The organism is Parundibacterium terreum (assembly GCF_014636315.1).
Taxonomy (GTDB): domain Bacteria; phylum Pseudomonadota; class Gammaproteobacteria; order Burkholderiales; family Burkholderiaceae_D; genus Undibacterium; species Undibacterium terreum.
In genome coordinates, this window is record NZ_BMED01000007.1 from 228071 (window position 1) to 245889 (window position 17819).

Below are 17819 nucleotides of genomic sequence, written 5' to 3' on the forward strand. Positions count from 1 at the left end.
ATCTTTTAGAAATCAGTTCCAAATATCTCGACATAAGAAAGAAAAAATAATGAGAGTAGTGATTATCACCGGCAGCTCCGATGGCATAGGCGCGGAAATGGCGCGCCAGATGGCAAAGGCGGAAGGCAGCAAGCTGGCCCTGGTGCTGGCAGCGCGCAGTGAAGAACAGCTCAGGCAGGTCGCCGACGAGTGCGCCAAATTCGGCACGCAAACACTGGTCGTAAAGACCGACGTCTCGGTGCAGGCACAATGCAAACACCTGATTGCGGCAACGGTAGACAAATTCGGGCGCATCGATGCGCTGGTGAATAACGCTGGCCGTTCGGCGCACGCCTTGTTTGAGGATGTGCTGGATCTGGCCTGGTATGAAGAGCTGATGCGCATCAATCTGTGGGGCAGCGTCTGGTGTACCCATGCTGCACTGCCTTACCTGAAGCAATCCCGCGGCAGTATCGTGGCGGTGTCTTCGCTGGCGGGCCTGATCGGCGTGCCGGGGCGTACTGCCTACAATGCGACCAAGTTTGCGATGGCCGGATTTTTTGAAGGCTTGCGCGCGGAACTGAAGGTGGCCGGCGTCAGTGTGACGACGGCCTATCCAGGTGTGGTTGCAACGCAGATACGCTACAAGGGCTACAACGCTGCCGGTACCGCTCTGGGCAGTAGCAGCCTGAAAGAAGATGATGCAATGTCGGTAGAGGAGTGTGCCGGCCTGATCGTGGACGGCATGAACCGGCGCAAGCGCGAAGTGGTGATGTCATTCAAGGGTAAGCTGGGCCGTTTCATGAAGTTGATCGCTCCCGGCCTGGTGGAGAACATGGCACTGGCAGCGCTGAAAGATGATGTAAAACCACACTGATCTTAACTGGCTTCCCGCTCGCGCTATATCCTGGAGCGAGCGGGCTCTGACTTACGCCGGCAGGCCGTTGCCTATGGAAGCTTGCTGAGTATCTTGTTCACTTCGTCCCTGTTGTAGGCCTTCAGCGCCGAGAAACGCACATTGCCATTGGCACTCAACGCATAACCGAAGGCGGTAATCGCTGCATCATCTTCTGCTTCGGTGATAGAAACCATATCGTATTCGCCCATCGTCCAATAGATATGGGTCATCTTGACGCCAAACTTGCCGGATAGTTCTTTGGCCATGTCGGCGCGCTTTGTTGTGTCCTTCACTGTGCGCATTCCCTGGTCGGTAAATTTTGCGAGAGAAATATAGGTCACCATGTTGATACTCCCAAGTTATAGGAGGCCATCAGGATTGCGTCACATGGCACCGGCCTCCGTATGCCAGATGAAGATGTTGGGATGCGGTAAAAAGATGAGCGGAAGCGCTCCAGCGAAACAGGACGCCCGCGAATGAAAAGCTGGAAGGATTGAATCCCGGAGGTTTTTTTGGTTTGAGCAAGGTATTCCATCTGTGGAAGGCCAGGCCGGATTCAGTCGGGTAAATTATCTGCTTCAGACTTTTGAAAGGTAGAACATCCTGAGGGAATTGCAAGCACAGACTTTGAATGCAAACGGGCGGCGGGGCGATTGGCGGAAAAGAAAAACCGCGCATCCCCCGGTCAAGGAAAATGCGCGGTTTCTTCAAACAATCATTGCATTACATCATCCAGAACTGCCACGCAAAAAATACAGACAAGCCGGCAATAATGGTCAGCATCTGCTTCTTGCTGAACAAGCAGACAATGATTGCCGCGATGGAAGCAATCAGCTGCGGGTTATGCAGGTTCAACTCCATCCCTTTGTCCGGCCCATGCGGCGCCAGTATCATAGGAACGATGATTGCCGTCAGCACAGTGACGGGAACGAAGCTCAGGGCCAGGTTCAGCAAGGGCGGAAAACTGATGCGGTCACCCAGGATAAACATGATGGCCTTGACGAAGACCGTCACCACGGCCATGCCCAATATCATCACGGTATAGTTCATGCCTGCACCTGCTGGGTAGTATCTTTTGCCTTGCTGGCGCGCGTCAGCGCTATACCCACAATCACGCCGATGAGTACCGCCGACAGCAAGCCCAGCTTGTATGGCAGTCCTTGCAGCAGGTAGGCAAACGTGCCTGCTGCCAGCGCTGCGCCGAATTGAGGCAGGCGGTTCAGTTGCGGCACGATGATGGCGAGGAAGGTGGCGACCATTGCAAAATCCAGGCCCAGGGTTTGCAGTTGCGGGAAGATCGCGCCAAACAGCAGGCCGACCAGGGTCCACAATTGCCAGTTGCCATACATGGCCAGGCCTGAGCCGAGAAAATACCAGTGCCCATTGGGCGGATTACGGTGCCGCTGGTAATAGCCTGCCATCACCGCAAAGGTTTCATCGGTCAACAGGAAGCCCAGCAGCCAGCGCCAGCGCGCAGGCAGGTGCGCCACATGCGGCAGCAAGGTCGCGGCATACAGCATATGCCGCATATTAACGATCAACGTGGTAAACCAGATCACCAGCATGCCGGTATGTGCGGCCACCAGTCCGGTGGCGATGAACTGGCTGGAGCCGGCATAAACGCTGAGCGACATCAGTTGCCCATGCCAGGGCGCCATCGGGCTGGCCGCGACCAGGGTGCCGAAAATGATGCCGAAAGGCGCTGCGCCTATCAGCATAGGCAGTGTGTCGCGTGCACCGGCGGCGAAGCTGGCCAGCGGCGCCTTGTTTGTTTCTGTATTGATTGGACTGTCTGCAGTCATTACCATCCTCCTTCAGGCTTGGATGGTAACGTTTATCCAGTGTTTTTGCTTGTACCAGATTGCTGCCGCCTGGCTATAAATGTAGAAAATGCAAATCGGAAAAATCAGGCAATCGCATTTCTTCTCAGATAGCCGCGCCCGCTGCGTGCTTCGGTTTTTGCGATCAGGCGTTGCTTCGCGACAGCATCCTCGGGAGGCGACCAGGTAGTATGCTCGCGTTTTTTGGGATCATAGAAACCGATATAGCCGCCCGGTTTCACGCCGAAAGACGCCAGTCCTTTGCGGTCTGCATCCAGCCGGCCCAGGAAATCGTTGCGGGCCCCGGCTTGCTCGCCTGGCGTGAAATACGAGGGCAGTACGAAATTGGATACTTCTATGCCGTCTATCTTGTAGCTTTCACTTTGCACGGCATCGCACATTTCAAACCAGTGGAAGACTTCATGTTCCGGGTTGTCCGGATGCGGCCCCTGTACCAGCAGATTGGATTGCGCATCGGCGATCAGCTCCATGGTCTCGTGCGACAGCGTGACCGTCCAGCTTTCTCCCAGTTTCTTGCACAGGTCCAGGAAGATAAAGCCATACGGAATGCCGCGGTTGTTCTTGTCATGATAGCCGAGTGCGTCCTTGATGTTGGTCTTGTCGTTCAGGTACAGCACCGCATCGCCGCGCATGCCGGACAGGGATTTGATATCGGCCCGCTTGCCTATCATGCCTTCCAGCCTCAAGTTGGCGCCGAACGACCAGTAGGGTTCAAAATCTTCCTTGACCTGCCGGTTGATGGCGCGAATCACGCATTGCACCTCTTCGTCGCTGAGGCTGGTGGAGTGGTTTATCAGGGAAATGATCATGATCGCTGCCTCTTTGTCTGTTAGTGTCTTGACTGTGGGTGAGGGCGCTGTGTTTCCGGGCCGGTGCTGCATTGCCGGGTAACAGTACGAAGCGTACGAACGCTCTGGATCAATCTAGTTGTTCGCTGCACTTTATGCAAGTGCAGGCTGGGTAATCTAATGCCTGGGAAAGGGTTGCCGCTGCAGGTGCGGTATTTGCACTACAGCGGCTTGGAGGCTGTGGCTATTTACTTCTTTACCTTCACCGGGCGCTGCCAGTTCTCTATGGTAATTTGCTTGGCGCGGGACACGGTCAGCTTTCCTTCCGGCGCATCCTTGGTCAGCGTGGTGCCTGCTCCCAAAGTTGCACCCTTGCCGACCCGCACCGGCGCCACCAGTTGCGAATCGCTGCCGATAAAGGCGTCGTCTTCAATGATGGTGCGGAACTTGTTGGCGCCGTCATAGTTGCAGGTAATCGTGCCTGCGCCTATGTTGACACGGGAACCTATCGTGGCGTCGCCGATGTAGGCCAGGTGGTTGGCCTTGCTGTGTGCGGCAATCTGGCTGTTTTTGACCTCGACAAAATTACCTATATGCACATCTTCCGCCAGGGTAGTGCCTGGGCGCAGCCTTGCATACGGGCCGATTTGCGATGCCGCGCCGACGCTGGCTTCTTCTATATGGCAGAAAGGCTTGATCACCGCGCCGGCGGCGATGTGTGCATTGCTGAGCACGCAGTTGGCGCCTATGCGCACGCCGTCTTCCAGCGTGACCTTGCCTTCAAACACGCAGCCTACGTCGATGGTAACGTCGCGGCCGCACACCAGGCTACCGCGCACGTCGATGCGGGCCGGGTCCATCAGCGTAACACCTTGTTCCAGCAGGGCCTTGGCGATGTTGGACTGATGCACGCGTTCCAGTTCCGCCAGTTGCACCTTGCTGTTGACACCCAGGGTTTCCCAGATCGCATCCGGTTGTGCCGAGACCACAGGCACGCCGTCCGCCACCGCGCGGGCGACGATGTCGGTCAGATAGTATTCGCCCTGCGCATTATTGTTCGATAGCGTGGACAGCCATTGCTTCAGTTTGGCGGTAGGTGCGATCAGGATGCCGGTGTTGATTTCGGTAATGGCGCGCTCTGCTTCGCTGGCATCTTTCTGTTCGACGATGCGCACGATCTTGCCGTTCTCCCTGACCATGCGGCCCAGGCCGGTAGGGTCGGACATTTCAGCGGTCAGTATCGCCAGTTTGTCGGTACCTGCGGCGGCAATCAGCCTTTGCAGGCTGGCTGCGGTAGTCAATGGTACATCGCCATACAGCACCAGCGTAGGCACCGCATCATCCAGCACCGGGCCGGCTTGCGCTACCGCGTGGCCGGTGCCCAGTTGCGGCTCCTGTTTTGCAAAACGCAGGTCGTCTGCCGCAATAGCGGTTGGTACCTGTTCGCCGCCATGCCCGTAAATGACGCAGATATTCGAGGCCTGGCCGCTAGTGCTTAGGCTGCGTGCGGTATCGACCACATGCGACAGCAGCGGTTTTCCGGCCAGGGGATGCAATACTTTCGGCAAGGCGGATTGCATGCGTTTGCCCATGCCGGCTGCAAGGATGACGACGTTCATTGTGGTTCCAGGGTGAGCTTCGATGCCGAAATTTTAACATGCGCGGTTTGTGCCGGGCAGCCTGTTCTGGCGGGAGTCCAACAAAAAAACGGGGCACATCATGTGCCCCGTTCGAGGTGTTTGCCCATCAGGCAATGAAACTCTGAGATCAGGTTTGCAGCCAGTTACCCTTGAAGATGATGGGGCCCGTCGCCTTATCCGGATTACCAGAGCCGCCTTTCGGTTCCAGCGTCACTGCCAGCAGCGGGGTCGCTTCCTCGCTCATATAGTCGGGCATGGGCAGGGTAACCGTGCCTTTGTCCGCGACCAGACCCAGCGACCTGACCTTGCCATCCTTGTACACAGCCCACAGTTCCAGGCTCTTGTCGGACGCAATATTCTGTGCGGCGACCATGCGTACTATCAGTTGGCGGCGCTTGAGGTCGCCGGTGACCACGGCGATAGGCTGGGCCTTGTCATCCGACAGGGTCGCCACATAGTTGTTCAGCGGAGCAGTTGGTTCCACTTGTTGCCTGCTGACCAGCACCGACACCAGCACCAGCGCTGCCGCGGTAGATACCATTCCCAGGCCGCGCCAGAATGCAAGGTCTTCGCGCAGATTGCGCCAGTAAGCCCAGCGGTCTTCCACCTTGCCTGAGGCTTTCAGCTTCAGGCGTCTTTCCAGTGCTGCCCAGACGCTGGGGGCAGGCTGCGCGGCAGGAGAAAATTCTGCCATTGGCAGCAGATTGCTTTGCCATTGCCTTACCACCTGCTGCAAGCTTTGGTCGCCGCTCAGCCATTTTTCAAAACGGCGGCGCGCGCCGCCGCGCAGCGTGCCGAGCACATATTCGGATGCCAGCTTTTGCTGCAGATCCGGTTTATTGTGGATATTCATGCGGTCTCCAGTTTGGACAAGCAGGTACGCAGCTTGTCCAGTCCACGTCGTATCCAGGTTTTGACTGTGCCCATGGGCAGTTTCATTTGTTCGGCCACTTCACTGTGTGACAGGTCATGATAAAAGGCCAGCGCCATTGCCTGCCTGTGCAAGCCCTCCAGGCGCGAAAAACATCTCGCCAGCGCTTTCGCGTCTTCGCTGAGCTGCAGCGACTCGATCGGGGTCGGGTCGCCGGATTCCAGTGCATTGACTACTTCCATATCAAAATGATCCGCATCGATTTCTACGTCATGGTCCAGTTTGCGCAACAGGTCAAACGCGCGGTTGCGCACGATGGTCGTCATCCAGGTCATGGGCGCAGCCAGGCTGGATTGATAGCTGGCTGCGTTGTTCCAGATGTTGACAAAACTCTCTTGCAATACTTCTTCCGCAAGTTCGCGCTTATTTAATATACGCAACGCGAAGCCAAACAGTTTCGGCGAAGTTGTTTCATATAGTGAACGAAACGCCGCGCTATCTTTGTTTGCCACAGCCGCCAGCCAGATATGCAGCTGGCCGGAGTCTATTTTTGGTAGATTTGACAATTTTTAATCCGTTTCAAAAAAAGAAGCGATATCGGAGCAAGTAGGAGAATCGATAAACAGTGTGAAAAAAGCAAATTGTATTCTACCGTCAGCCCGAGCTTTTATCGCCCATTTGATACGTAATCGAGTGTGGTTTGGATGTATTTTTCCACTGGGCATTTAATTTCCGTGGAAATAGCGGCTAATAGCGACTTATTGCTTGCCTCGGCAATAGTCGATTATTGCTGAATATGGAATAACACATTGCGAATAGTCATCTTTATTGAGGTCGCTAAAGAATATAAACTCGACGCCATCGATGAGTACCACAGCCATTTCGGCTCAGGTACGAAACACCGAGGCAGGAGACAGCAGAGTATTGCATCACTTGGCGGCCCTACCCAGAGTCACGAATTTAATTTTTGGAGAAATACTATGAATGCGAAACAACTTATTGCTGCTGTTGCCCTGATCACTACCGGTTCTATCGCCTTTGCAGGTGACTACCAGGTTGGCGGCGAAGCATACGCAAGCTTCCCTATCCCTTCCATGATCAAAACAACTGAAACAGCTAAAGCTGCTCCAGCCGCAGTTGCAACCTCCAACAGCGCCAGCAAAACACGCGCAGAAGTCATCGCTGAACTGACACAGGCTCGCGCAGCAGGCGCAACAGTTGGTGGCGATACTTATGTTGCAGAAGCACCAGTTGCTGCAGCAAAAGCAACACCAGAAACTGTCAAAACTGCAACAAGCAAATAATTTGACCGGTTTCAGCCGCTATCGCGGCTAAATCAAAAAACGCCGCATCGGAAGCTTCCATGCGGCGTTTTTTTTCGTCCGCCTCCTTTCATGGGATGCCCTGAGCACTGAGACTGCTACCAAAAGAGCCTGCCTCATAAAATTGCATATTAGAAATTTTTATAAAAAAACATCACTTTTCTCCATTTTGATCATAAAATGAAGTCGGACTTCAATCGACGCCACACCGGAATAGAAAGAGCTTCAGGGTATCCTGCTTCAGCGTAGATGCAAAAGGACTAAGGTTTAGTGGCTTCCGCAAGATTCGTTGTCGATTACACCATATGGATTGCCATGGCAGTGCTCTATCTGTTGCTTGGGGCAAGCTCTGTCGCAGTCGCATACAAGACGCGCTCATCACCGATTAGCCAGCTACGCCAGCAGGTGTATGCGTGGTGGATTATTTTCCCGGTCGTCAGCCTCAGCATTTTCATATACCCGTATGGCTGCCTGGCATTGATCCTGCTGATTTCTTGCCTGGCGATACGCGAGCTGGTGCGCTATCACAAGGGGCCGCGTCCGCTGTTTTGCGCGATCTGCCTCGTCTTGCTTGGCCTCGTTCTGGCGCTGACGTATTACCAGCCGCGCAGCGTTTCCCTGCTGCTTCCATTGCTGATTATTGCGCAACTCGCCTATTTTTCATTGCGGCGCGAATCCAACCAGCTATTGCTGCTGCTCTTCCTGCTGAGCTGCTTCGGCCTGAGCTTTCTGATCCAGCTGACGCATTTGCCGCTGCCGGCCGATACCAATCTGGCATGGCTATTCTATCTATTCACTTTGACTGCGCTGAACGACATTGCACAGTTTGTCAGCGGGAAATGCCTGGGCACGAAACAGATCGCAAAACGCATCAGCCCCAATAAAACCTGGCAAGGCCTGGCGGGCGGGGTGGTGATCAGCATACTGGTGTCCGTCACTTTGGGCAGTTTCCTGCAGCTGGCGACATTGCCCTACCTTTGCTTGCTGGCCCTGCTGCTGTCGCTGGGAGGTTTTGCCGGCGATCTTCTCTTTTCTGCGGGCAAGCGGTTTTTGCACATCAAGGATTACTCTCAATTGATACCGGGCCACGGAGGCATTCTGGACCGCGTGGACAGCCTGATAGTCACGGCACCGCTGCTATACCAGGTAATTTATTTCTCACATGACGGATTTATCTAATGACCGCTACAACCGCAGAATATTGGACGCATTTGGAATCGGGATTTAATACTATCGATCAGACGCGCTTGTTTTACCGCTGCTGGAAACCGCAGGAAGCGCGTGCCGATGGCCCTGCCAGAGCCCTGATATTCCTGCATCGCGGCCATGAACACTCAGGCCGCATACAGCCGCTGGTGGAGCAATTGGCGGGCCGCCATGACTGGAGCTTTGCGTGGGATGCGCGTGGGCACGGTTATTCTCCGGGGGAGCGCGGCGACGCTCCCGGTTTCGATATCCTGGTGCAGGATTTCAATGCGTTTGTCGCGCACATACAGCAGACTTACGGTATCGCGCCGGAGAATATGCTGATCGTCGCCAACAGCGTAGGCGCGGTGATTGCGGCGACCTGGCTGCATGACTACGCGCCGCGCGTGCGCGGCGTCATCATGGCCGCAGCCGCATTCCAGATCAAATTGTATGTGCCGTTTGCCAAGGCAGGCTTGCGTTTCGCCACCTGCTTCAAACCCGATCTGTTCATCACCAGCTATATCCGTTCGTCGATGCTGACCCATTCCAGGGAGCAGGCCAAAGCTTACGACAGCGACCCCCTAATTGCTAAAAGCATCTCCGCGCGCGTATTGCTCGGCCTGGCGGATACCGCGCAGCGCATCGTGCAGGATGCAGCGGCGATTGATGTGCCCGTGCTGATGCTGGTGGCGGACAAGGATTTTGTCGTGCAGCAGGCACCGCAGCGCACTTTTTTTGACCGCCTGTCGTCCAGCCTGAAACGCTATGTGCTTCTCAAGGATAGCTATCACGCGATTTTCTATGAAGAACAGGTGCAGCCGGCGATTGAAGCCAGCAGGCAGTTTATTGCGGAATGTTTTGCGCAGCCGGTGACGCAAACCTTGCGCTATCAGTCCGCGGACAGGCAAAGCTCCAGCGCCAGCCAGTATCTGGCCTTACAGCAAGGGCGATTAGGAGGCCCGCTGGAGAATGCCTTCTATGGAATGCAGCGCGTGATGCTGGGCTCGCTCGGTTTTCTGAGCGACGGCATGAAGATAGGCCAGAAGTATGGCTTCGATTCCGGTGCGTCGCTGGACTATGTATATCGCAATCAGGCTGGCGGGCGCTTCCTGATAGGCAAGTCCATCGATCGCGGCTATCTGGATGCGATAGGCTGGCGCGGCATACGGCAAAGGAAAATGCAGTTGCAGCAAAGCCTGTCGGAGCTGATTGCCCAGGCTCCTGCGGATAAGCCCTTGCGCATTCTGGACGTGGCAGCGGGTGCCGGCCGGTATGTGCTGGAAACAGTCAAGCGCTTCCAGGACAGGGATATCCATGTCAGTTTGCGCGACTACCTGCCGCATAATCTGGAAGAGGCCAGGCAACTGGCGGCGCATCTGGAGTTGAAGCAAAGCGTGGACTTCCAATGCCGTGATGCATTTTCCGAAGACAGTTATCCTGTGACCGAACAGCCTTACGATATCGTAATCGTGTCCGGCCTGTATGAATTATTCAGCGACAATGCCCTGGTGATGCGCTCCCTGCAGGGCATACAAAGGCAACTGGCGCCGGGAGGCCATATCGTATACACCGGCCAGCCCTGGCACCCGCAACTGGCGATGATCGCCAAGACGCTGACCAATCACCAGGGCCAGCCATGGATAATGCGGCCGCGGCCACAGGTGGAGATGGATGCCCTGGTTGCCGGCATAGGCTGCAAGAAAATCCAGATGCAGATAGGTATTGCCGGGATCTTTACAGTGTCGGTTGCACAGCGGATACCTGCGAGCGCAGCGCTTGCCGCAGCCGATTGAAAATGGTGTAGCCCAGCAGCAGCAGGCTCAGGCCGAGCAAGCCGTTTTGCCAGCTAGGCGAGGCGGCATAGAAATGCATCAGCGCCAGCAGCCCGAAAACAAAGGCCCTGTCGCTTTTTCCCATGGGGCCATCAAAGCGGCGCGGCGAGCCTATCAGTGCCGCGCTAACGCCGGCAAATTCCGCCAGCAAGGCGGCGATCACCACGGCAACGAGCAGTGGCGCATAGATATCTGCCAGCATCACGAACGGCAGATACAAGGCCAGGTCGGATAGTTGGTCGCAGAGCTCATTGAGCAGCGCGCCCAGATTGGTCTTTTGGCCGGAGGCATTGGCCAGCATGCCGTCGATCGCATTCAATGCCATGCGCAATAGCATAAAAAAGGGAAAGGCCATCCATAGCCAAGGTAACTGGGGGAAGACCGCCAGGATTGCGCCGTATGCCACGCTCAAGCTCATTGCCAGCAGAGTAATCTGGTTCGGCGTCACTCTGCGGCGTATCAGCAGCGACAACAGCGGCGCCAGCAATTGCTGAAACTTCGGCTTCAGCTGGTAAATGGAGATGCTCATGGCTTGGTGTCTGCGAAAGTGTACTTGGCCAGCAATATACAACGGCTATATCCCATGGCGCAATGCAGGTATACGCTGTGCCCCGCGGCTATTTCCTGGCGGATCGCGGCGGCTATTTCTTCCATCACGGCGGGTTCCGGTGTCACCAGATCCAGCAAGGGGAAGTAGAGGTAGATACGGGAGCGCAAGGCGGCGGTTTCGCCGAGTTCGCAACTCAGGTCTATGATGCTGGACTCCGGCGGCAGGTGGCCAGCCTCGTCCTCACTTAGCCGACGGCCTATCCACAAGTGGTTGCTGAACTGGATAAATGCCGGACGATGGCGTTCGCGGAAGCGCACCGCAAGCCAGGTCAGCCAATAGCCCGACAGATAAGGCGCATACATCAGCCACGCCAGCCAAGTGTGTTTGCCGTTGCGCTTTGGCAGGAAAAACCTGTCGCGCCGCTGATAGGCCAGCGCTACCAGCAGCATGCTGATGCACAGGTAGCCTGCCAGCCAGCTATGCAGGACAAGCACACCGGCCATGAACACCACGGCAGCGGCCATCGTATAGTAAAAGCCTACTTTCACCTGGCTGTGGCCGGCTGGAATCAGCCGTATTGCAGCCGCTGCCAACGCCAGGCCGCCGACCAGATCCAGTAAATGATGCTGATAGGTGAACAGCGTGGATGCAGCCACCAGGAACAGGCAGCCTGCCAGGATGATTTTACTAGCCTGCCGTTTCAGGGTGGGATGCAGCGATTGCCAGAAGATCAGGCAATAGGCCACGTGCAGGGACGGCAACTGGTTATAAGGCTTGTCAATCAGGGACAGGAAATGGAACAGCGGAGCAAACAGCGAAGAGGTCAAAGCCGGCCTTTCCAGGCTGAAGCGCAGCGGGTAAAGGAAAAAAATCAGCGACGCGCATACCGTTGCCAGCAACAGGCGCTGGCTCAACACCCGGAGCTGCTCGCGGCTCTCTACCTGCAGAAAGCTCCATACAAAGAAGATGCCCGAGCTGAGATACGGAATAACCATCCATTCGATAAATGGCGTATTTCTCTCAAACGGCAGGGCTATATCGCGGATAATATGCTGCTGTTGTGCCAGTGAATTGGCCAGCAGATAGCAGAGGTTGAACAACAGCATGTTCATCAGAAAGTGTCGCGCACGTTCAGACCGTGTCGCCAGTTCTATGCTTGCTGTCAAAGGTAGTCCCGAAAGTGATAGCTTTATTGTGCCGTTCATTCTAACACTATGGATCAAGTGGAAAAATATCAGCGATGTATGGTCATGGCCGGAGGCGGATTCCGATTCGGCTACTATCTCGGCATTCACGCCGCCCTGTGCGAGTTGCAGGAAGAGCCGGATCTGCTGCTGGCCAGTTGCGGCGGCGCGATAGCTGCCGCCATTATCCAGGCACTTCCCGATGATGCCGCGCGCAAGGCCTGGATTGCCTCGCCAGAGATGCACGAGTTCTGGCGCGGACTGAAATCAAATCGTCATGCCAGCCTGAGCGCTTCTTTGGCGGGTGCAGTAAAGCGCAAGTTCTTTGTCCGCGGTGTCGATGTGATCCCGGATGTGTTCAACGACTATCTGTTCGAGATACCGGAAAACCTGCCTTTGCCCGCTGCACCGGAAAACCCCAAAAAAGCGGTAGCCATCATTGCCGGTAAACTCCTGTTTGATGAGAGTGAGGTAGGGCAGGCACGGGGAGAGCGCAAATTATTTGCAGAAACCGTTTTCTGCGATACCAGAACGGCCGCCCTGCTGGCAGATATGCGTTCGCCACTGGCTGACGCAGCAATGGGAGAGAATGCCATTTCGCCGCAACTGATTACCCGGCAAGGCGTGCCTGTTGCCGAGGCGGTGCGGGCATCGGTGTCCGACATGTTTTATTTCCGCTGCCATTCCTATTTGTCGGAGAATTATATAGGCGGCGTCATCGACCTGTTTCCCATCGAGGTGGCCAGGCGCCTGTCGCATCGGCTTATCATGGAGAGGAAAGGGATGTATGAGGGTGTTTTTGCCTTGCCCGCGCTGAGAGCGGTATTGGGAATAGACGGCAATCAAAGGCTGCGCCATGTATTGAAGCAGCCTGCCGATATGTGGGTTGATACCTCCGACATGCGCAAGGCGCTGGCTAGCCCGCAGATAGAGAAGAAGCTGGCCTGGCAGAAAAACAAGATTGAATTGCTTGCTCCCGAAAGCTATGCAGACTACCTGAAAATGATTGAAGCGCAATGGCAGTATGGATACGGTAAGGCGATGGAAGGCAATGCGAGGGAACCTCAGGGAATACTAGGAAGCTGAGCCGAACCACTCATGGAAAAGTGATCGATCCTACAGGCGAAAAATGAAAATACTGATTGTAGGCGGAACCAGCGGCATAGGCTGGGCGCTGGCGCAGCATTACCTGCAAGCCGGCCACCAGCTTGCTGTTTGCGGCAGGGATGTGCAGCGTGTCGACCAGGCGCTGGCCAGGCAATATGCGCAGTTGACGATGTACCAGCTTGATATCGCAGATACTGCTGCGCTGGCTGCGGCTGTCAATGAATTCGGGGCTGGCGGACTGGATATGCTGATAGTCTCTGCCGGTTTCTACTTCAATACCCGTCACCATAAGCTGGATGAAGCTACGACGCTAAGGATGCTAAAGACCAATGTATCCGGCCTGAATGCCGCGTTCGAGCTGGCAGCCGAAAAAATGATTGCACAGGGATATGGGCATCTGGTCGGCATTTCTTCCGTGGCTGGCCTGCTCAAGGACTATCCCGGTGCGTCCGTATACAGCGCCTGCAAAAGAACGGTGTTGAGCTTGTGCGATACCTATCGCATTGCGCTATCGCCTTTTGCGGTGAAGGTGACTGCGATTGTTCCCGGCTATGTCGACACCGCAAAACTGCGCGAGCTGAACGATGGCGATGCCAGCCACAAACCATTCATCATGCCGGAAGAGAAGGCGGTTGCGCTGATAGCTACGGCAATACAGCAAGCCGTGCCGGTAAGTGTGTTTCCATGGCAGATGCGGTGGATGATCAGGCTGTTAAATTTCTTGCCGGCGCAGTTATTGAAATTGAGGCGGTGACTGTTCATTTCCTGCCTGGACGATATGCTGAAATTCCTCACGGCAAGATATGCCGTCCGCGATGGCGGTACTCTGGTTGCAGGGCAGCAAAATGAAATGCAATTTCTGCTAAGCTTGTAGTGCGCACCACCACACAAAGGGGGAAGCACAATGAGAAGCAAGCCAGACCAGACTACCACTCTGACGCTGCACGTACCGGAGCCTACCGGCAGACCGGGGCAAGAAACCGATTTCTCTTATCTCTACCTGGCAAAGGCGGGTACCGTTCGTCGCCCGGAGATAGACGTCGCCCCTGCCGATACCGCCGATCTCAGCACCACGCTGATACGCGTGCTGGATGATGACGGCAATGCCCTAGGCCCGTGGGCGCCGAAAATCAGCGATGAATTACTGCGCCGGGGCATGCTGGCGATGCTGAAGACGCGCGTGTTCGATACCCGCATGGTGATCGCGCAAAGACAGAAGAAGATGTCCTTCTATATGCAGAGCCTGGGCGAAGAGGCGATAGGCTCGGCGCACGCACTGGCGCTGCAAGAAGGCGACATGTGCTTTCCTACCTATAGGCAGCAAAGCATACTGATGGCGCGCAATGTGCCTATGGTGGAATTGATCTGTCAGTTGCTGTCCAATGAGCGCGACCCTCTGAAGGGACGCCAGCTACCGGTCCTGTATTCGGTGCGCAAGGCAGGCTTTTTCACGATATCCGGTAATCTCGCAACCCAGTTTGTGCAGGCGGTAGGCTGGGCTATGGCGTCCGCCATCAAGGGCGACAGTAAAATCGCCTCGGGCTGGATAGGCGACGGTTCCACCGCTGAATCGGATTTCAATACCGCGCTGACTTTTGCCCATGTGTACCGCGCGCCGGTAGTGCTGAACGTGGTCAATAACCAGTGGGCGATATCCACCTTCCAGTCTTTTGCCGGTGGCGAGAGCACGACCTTTGCTGCACGCGGGGTCGGCAGTGGCATTGCCTCACTGCGCGTGGACGGCAATGATTTCCTGGCAGTCTATGCCGCGTCGCAGTGGGCTGCCGAGCGGGCCCGCAGCAACCTGGGGCCGACGCTGATTGAATGGGTCACCTACCGCGCCGGGCCGCATTCCACATCCGACGATCCCTCGCGCTACCGGCCGGCGGACGACTGGGCGCACTATCCGCTCGGCGACCCCATCGCCAGGATAAAGCGCCACCTGATCAAGCTGGGCATCTGGTCGGAGCAGGAACACGAGCAAACGCAAAAGCAACTGGAAGCGGAAGTGATTGCCGCGCAGAAGGAGGCAGAGCGCTACGGCACCCTGGCCAACGGCCATATCCCCAGCGATGCATCGATGTTCGAAGATGTGTACAAGGAGATGCCTCCGCACTTGCGCGAACAATTGAGACAACTGCAATCCTGAATCGAATCTGTGAGGAGACGACGTGGCGACATCAATGACGATGATACAGGCCTTGCGCTCGGCCATGGATATCATGCTGGAGCGTGACAATAACGTGGTGATCTACGGCCAGGACGTGGGCTATTTCGGCGGCGTGTTTCGTTGTACCGAGGGTTTGCAAGCCAAGTATGGAAAATCGCGCGTCTTCGATGCGCCGATTTCCGAGGGCGGCATCGTAGGCACCGCAGTAGGCATGGCCGCTTATGGGTTGCGGCCGGTGGTGGAGATACAGTTTGCCGATTATTTTTATCCGGCTTCGGACCAGATCGTGTCGGAGGCCGCGCGGCTGCGCTACCGTTCCGCCGGTGAATTTACTGCATCAATGACGATACGCATGCCCTGCGGCGGCGGCATCTATGGCGGCCAGACACATAGCCAGAGCCCGGAAGCGCTGTTTACCCATGTATGCGGCCTGCGCACGGTGATGCCGTCCAATCCCTATGATGCGAAAGGCTTGCTGATCGCGGCGATAGAGAATGACGATCCGGTGATTTTCCTGGAGCCCAAGCGCTTGTACAACGGCCCATTCGACGGCCATCATGACAGGCCGGTGGTGCCCTGGTCCACGCATCGCATGAGCCAGGTGCCGGAAGGCTATTACACGGTGCCGCTGGAATCGGCTTCGGTGTTTCGCAGTGGTGCCGACCTGACGGTAATTACCTACGGCACCATGGTGTTTGTATCAGAGGCAGCAGCGCATGAGACTGGCATCGATGCCGAGATCATAGACTTGCGCAGTATCTGGCCGCTGGATCTGGAGACCATCGTCAATTCGGTCAAGAAGACCGGGCGCTGTGTTGTCGTACACGAGGCGACCCGTACCAGCGGCTTTGGCGCAGAGCTGGCTTCGCTGGTGCAGGAGCACTGCTTTTATCATTTGGAAGCGCCGATAGAAAGGGTGACCGGCTGGGATACGCCTTATCCGCATGCGCAGGAATGGGCGTATTTCCCGGGACCGGACCGTGTCGGTGCGGCGTTCAGACGCGCAATGGAGGCCTAGATGAGCATACATGTGATCAAGGTGCCGGACATCGGCGAGGGCATTGCCGAAGTGGAGCTGGTGGCATGGCATGTGCAGCCCGGCGATAAAGTGGCCGAAGACCAGGCGCTGGCCGATGTGATGACCGACAAGGCCAATGTGGAGATCCCTTCGCCGGTAGCCGGCACGGTGATAGCGGTGGGCGGCGCGCTCGGGCAGTTGATTTCCGTCGGTGCCGAATTGATACGGATAGAGGTACAGGATCACAGCAACGCCGTGATTGCAGAAAACGCGAAAAATCCCCACGCGCCACAAGAAGCTGCGGCACCTGCCGTTGCCAAGATTGCGGCAGTAGCGCCGGTGGTGTCAGTGCCGCCGATGTCGCCCCCGCCCCAGCCGCCGGCAAGCAAGCCCTTGGCGGCATCGGACAGTGATGGCGCAGATCAGAAAGTGCAGGCATCTCCGGCAGTGCGTCGTCGCGCGCGCGAACTGGGAATCGATTTGCAGCGTGTCAGTAAGGCAGCGCCCAATGGCCATGTCACGCATCAGGACCTGGATGCCTGGCTGGTGAAAGGACAGCAGACCCGGCCATCGACTTCCGGCGCCGATAGATATACGCAGCGCAGCGCGGAAGAGGTCATACCTGTCATCGGCTTGCGCCGCAAGATAGCGCAAAAGATGCAGGAATCAAAACGCCGTATTCCACATTTCACCTATGTTGAAGAATGCGACGTTACCGAGATCGAGGCGCTGCGTGCCGAGCTGAATGCCAGGTGGGGAGAGCAGCGCGGTCGTTTGACTTTATTGCCGCTGCTGATGCGGGCCGTGGTGCTGGCATCGCAGCGTTATCCGCAAGTGAACGCCTTGTTTGATGACGAGGCAGGCAAGCTGACGCGCTATGGCGCGTCGCATATAGGCATTGCGACACAAACCGATAATGGCCTGGTAGTGCCGGTAGTCAGGCATGCCGAGACGCGCGACCTGTGGTCCAGCGCGGCGGAAGTGGCACGGCTGGCGCAGGCGGCCCGTGCCGGCCATGCTACCCGTGAAGAACTGTCCGGCTCCACCATCACGATCACCAGTCTGGGCGCGCTGGGCGGCATAGTCTCCACGCCGGTCATCAACCATCCAGAGGTGGCGATAGTCGGCGTCAACCGCATGGTATTGCGCCCGGTAGTTCTGCAAGGCGCCATCGTGCCGCGCAAGATGATGAACCTGTCCTCGTCCTTTGATCATCGTGTGGTGGATGGCGCGTATGCGGCGGAGTTCATCCAGGCGATACGTAGCTATCTGGAGCATCCTGCTACCTTGTTTGTGGAGTAGGCGGCGAGTAGACGACGGGTGTTTTTTGGCTGTGAGTGCACCGTTATTGAATATTGTTGACGATACGATATCCATAAGCGGTGCAGACAGCGGTGTTGAAATTTGTGCCACTTTGCTGTTGCCAGAATT

Annotated in this window: 18 protein-coding genes; 9 read left to right on the forward strand and 9 right to left on the reverse strand. The window is 56.3% G+C overall.

Going from position 1 to position 17819, the window contains the following annotated elements; genetic code table 11:
* The first annotated feature begins 49 nt into the window (after window positions 1–49).
* Entirely contained in the window at window positions 50–856 is an 807-nt protein-coding gene (locus IEW12_RS26105; RefSeq protein ID WP_188569079.1) for an SDR family oxidoreductase, read from the forward strand.
* A gap of 71 nt (window positions 857–927) precedes the next feature.
* Here the strand turns inward: IEW12_RS26105 and IEW12_RS26110 are convergent, their stop codons facing one another.
* The 7 genes from IEW12_RS26110 to IEW12_RS26140 form a co-directional block, all read right to left on the reverse strand.
* A complete protein-coding gene (locus IEW12_RS26110; RefSeq protein WP_188569080.1) occupies window positions 928–1221 on the reverse strand; it encodes a GYD domain-containing protein in 294 nt (97 codons plus the stop codon).
* Window positions 1222–1600: 379 nt separating this feature from the next.
* Window positions 1601–1927, reverse strand: coding sequence for an AzlD domain-containing protein (locus IEW12_RS26115; protein ID WP_188569081.1), 327 nt, complete (start codon window positions 1925–1927; stop codon window positions 1601–1603).
* The gene (locus tag IEW12_RS26120; protein WP_188569082.1) at window positions 1924–2679 is read right to left on the reverse strand and encodes an AzlC family ABC transporter permease; all 756 of its coding nucleotides are present in this window, start codon (window positions 2677–2679) and stop codon (window positions 1924–1926) included. The genes IEW12_RS26115 and IEW12_RS26120 overlap by 4 nt, the downstream gene beginning before the upstream one ends.
* A gap of 104 nt (window positions 2680–2783) precedes the next feature.
* Window positions 2784–3527 carry a hypothetical protein gene (locus IEW12_RS26125; RefSeq protein ID WP_188569083.1) on the reverse strand — a complete coding sequence of 248 codons (744 nt, stop codon included), beginning with the start codon at window positions 3525–3527 and terminating at the stop codon, window positions 2784–2786.
* Window positions 3528–3754: 227 nt separating this feature from the next.
* Window positions 3755–5125, reverse strand: a complete 1371-nt coding sequence (gene glmU / locus IEW12_RS26130; RefSeq protein ID WP_188569084.1) for a bifunctional UDP-N-acetylglucosamine diphosphorylase/glucosamine-1-phosphate N-acetyltransferase GlmU — start codon at window positions 5123–5125, stop codon at window positions 3755–3757.
* A gap of 148 nt (window positions 5126–5273) precedes the next feature.
* Window positions 5274–5999 (reverse strand): anti-sigma factor, encoded by a 726-nt coding sequence (locus IEW12_RS26135; RefSeq protein WP_188569085.1) that lies wholly within the window; start codon window positions 5997–5999, stop codon window positions 5274–5276.
* Complete coding sequence (locus IEW12_RS26140) at window positions 5996–6583, reverse strand: sigma-70 family RNA polymerase sigma factor (RefSeq protein ID WP_188569086.1); 588 nt, start codon at window positions 6581–6583, stop codon at window positions 5996–5998. The genes IEW12_RS26135 and IEW12_RS26140 overlap by 4 nt, the downstream gene beginning before the upstream one ends.
* Before the next feature lie 243 nt (window positions 6584–6826).
* Between IEW12_RS26140 and IEW12_RS26145 the strand changes: the two genes are divergently transcribed.
* From IEW12_RS26145 to IEW12_RS26155, 3 genes are all read left to right on the forward strand, one after another.
* The gene (locus IEW12_RS26145; protein WP_188569087.1) at window positions 6827–7321 is read left to right on the forward strand and encodes a DUF4148 domain-containing protein; all 495 of its coding nucleotides are present in this window, start codon (window positions 6827–6829) and stop codon (window positions 7319–7321) included.
* Window positions 7322–7654: 333 nt separating this feature from the next.
* On the forward strand, window positions 7655–8518 hold the full coding sequence (locus tag IEW12_RS26150; protein ID WP_188569088.1) for a phosphatidate cytidylyltransferase: 864 nt from the start codon (window positions 7655–7657) through the stop codon (window positions 8516–8518).
* Window positions 8518–10320: a bifunctional alpha/beta hydrolase/class I SAM-dependent methyltransferase gene (locus IEW12_RS26155; protein ID WP_188569089.1), complete on the forward strand. Its 1803-nt coding sequence runs from the start codon at window positions 8518–8520 to the stop codon at window positions 10318–10320. Before IEW12_RS26150 ends, IEW12_RS26155 begins: the two co-directional genes overlap by 1 nt.
* Here the strand turns inward: IEW12_RS26155 and IEW12_RS26160 are convergent.
* Window positions 10262–10888, reverse strand: coding sequence for a CDP-alcohol phosphatidyltransferase family protein (locus tag IEW12_RS26160; RefSeq protein ID WP_188569090.1), 627 nt, complete (start codon window positions 10886–10888; stop codon window positions 10262–10264). The genes IEW12_RS26155 and IEW12_RS26160 overlap by 59 nt on opposite strands.
* Window positions 10885–12075, reverse strand: coding sequence for a phosphatase PAP2 family protein (locus IEW12_RS26165; RefSeq protein WP_188569091.1), 1191 nt, complete (start codon window positions 12073–12075; stop codon window positions 10885–10887). The genes IEW12_RS26160 and IEW12_RS26165 overlap by 4 nt, the downstream gene beginning before the upstream one ends.
* A gap of 78 nt (window positions 12076–12153) precedes the next feature.
* Between IEW12_RS26165 and IEW12_RS26170 the strand changes: the two genes are divergently transcribed.
* From IEW12_RS26170 to IEW12_RS26190, 5 genes are all read left to right on the forward strand, one after another.
* Window positions 12154–13179, forward strand: coding sequence for a patatin-like phospholipase family protein (locus tag IEW12_RS26170; protein ID WP_188569092.1), 1026 nt, complete (start codon window positions 12154–12156; stop codon window positions 13177–13179).
* Window positions 13180–13222: 43 nt separating this feature from the next.
* Window positions 13223–13954: an SDR family NAD(P)-dependent oxidoreductase gene (locus IEW12_RS26175; protein ID WP_188569093.1), complete on the forward strand. Its 732-nt coding sequence runs from the start codon at window positions 13223–13225 to the stop codon at window positions 13952–13954.
* 150 nt (window positions 13955–14104) lie between these two features.
* Window positions 14105–15349, forward strand: a complete 1245-nt coding sequence (locus IEW12_RS26180; protein ID WP_188569094.1) for a 3-methyl-2-oxobutanoate dehydrogenase (2-methylpropanoyl-transferring) subunit alpha — start codon at window positions 14105–14107, stop codon at window positions 15347–15349.
* Window positions 15350–15383: 34 nt separating this feature from the next.
* Window positions 15384–16388 (forward strand): alpha-ketoacid dehydrogenase subunit beta, encoded by a 1005-nt coding sequence (locus IEW12_RS26185; RefSeq protein ID WP_188569137.1) that lies wholly within the window; start codon window positions 15384–15386, stop codon window positions 16386–16388.
* Window positions 16389–17690, forward strand: a complete 1302-nt coding sequence (locus IEW12_RS26190) for a dihydrolipoamide acetyltransferase family protein (protein WP_188569095.1) — start codon at window positions 16389–16391, stop codon at window positions 17688–17690.
* Window positions 17691–17819: the final 129 nt, after the last annotated feature.

Bases quoted from the DNA above. Each gene is read 5' to 3' on its own strand.
- IEW12_RS26150 (WP_188569088.1), top strand. From the start codon at position 7,655: ATGGCAGTGCTCTATCTGTTGCTTGGGGCAAGCTCTGTCGCAGTCGCA.
- IEW12_RS26105 (WP_188569079.1), top strand. From the start codon at position 50: ATGAGAGTAGTGATTATCACCGGCAGCTCCGATGGCATAGGCGCGGAA.
- IEW12_RS26170 (WP_188569092.1), top strand. From the start codon at position 12,154: ATGGTCATGGCCGGAGGCGGATTCCGATTCGGCTACTATCTCGGCATT.
- IEW12_RS26155 (WP_188569089.1), top strand. From the start codon at position 8,518: ATGACCGCTACAACCGCAGAATATTGGACGCATTTGGAATCGGGATTT.
- IEW12_RS26120 (WP_188569082.1), bottom strand. From the start codon at position 2,679: ATGACTGCAGACAGTCCAATCAATACAGAAACAAACAAGGCGCCGCTG.
- IEW12_RS26110 (WP_188569080.1), bottom strand. From the start codon at position 1,221: ATGGTGACCTATATTTCTCTCGCAAAATTTACCGACCAGGGAATGCGC.
- IEW12_RS26115 (WP_188569081.1), bottom strand. From the start codon at position 1,927: ATGAACTATACCGTGATGATATTGGGCATGGCCGTGGTGACGGTCTTC.
- IEW12_RS26125 (WP_188569083.1), bottom strand. From the start codon at position 3,527: ATGATCATTTCCCTGATAAACCACTCCACCAGCCTCAGCGACGAAGAG.
- IEW12_RS26185 (WP_188569137.1), top strand. From the start codon at position 15,384: ATGACGATGATACAGGCCTTGCGCTCGGCCATGGATATCATGCTGGAG.
- IEW12_RS26175 (WP_188569093.1), top strand. From the start codon at position 13,223: ATGAAAATACTGATTGTAGGCGGAACCAGCGGCATAGGCTGGGCGCTG.
- IEW12_RS26135 (WP_188569085.1), bottom strand. From the start codon at position 5,999: ATGAATATCCACAATAAACCGGATCTGCAGCAAAAGCTGGCATCCGAA.
- IEW12_RS26180 (WP_188569094.1), top strand. From the start codon at position 14,105: ATGAGAAGCAAGCCAGACCAGACTACCACTCTGACGCTGCACGTACCG.
- IEW12_RS26160 (WP_188569090.1), bottom strand. From the start codon at position 10,888: ATGAGCATCTCCATTTACCAGCTGAAGCCGAAGTTTCAGCAATTGCTG.
- glmU (WP_188569084.1), bottom strand. From the start codon at position 5,125: ATGAACGTCGTCATCCTTGCAGCCGGCATGGGCAAACGCATGCAATCC.
- IEW12_RS26190 (WP_188569095.1), top strand. From the start codon at position 16,389: ATGAGCATACATGTGATCAAGGTGCCGGACATCGGCGAGGGCATTGCC.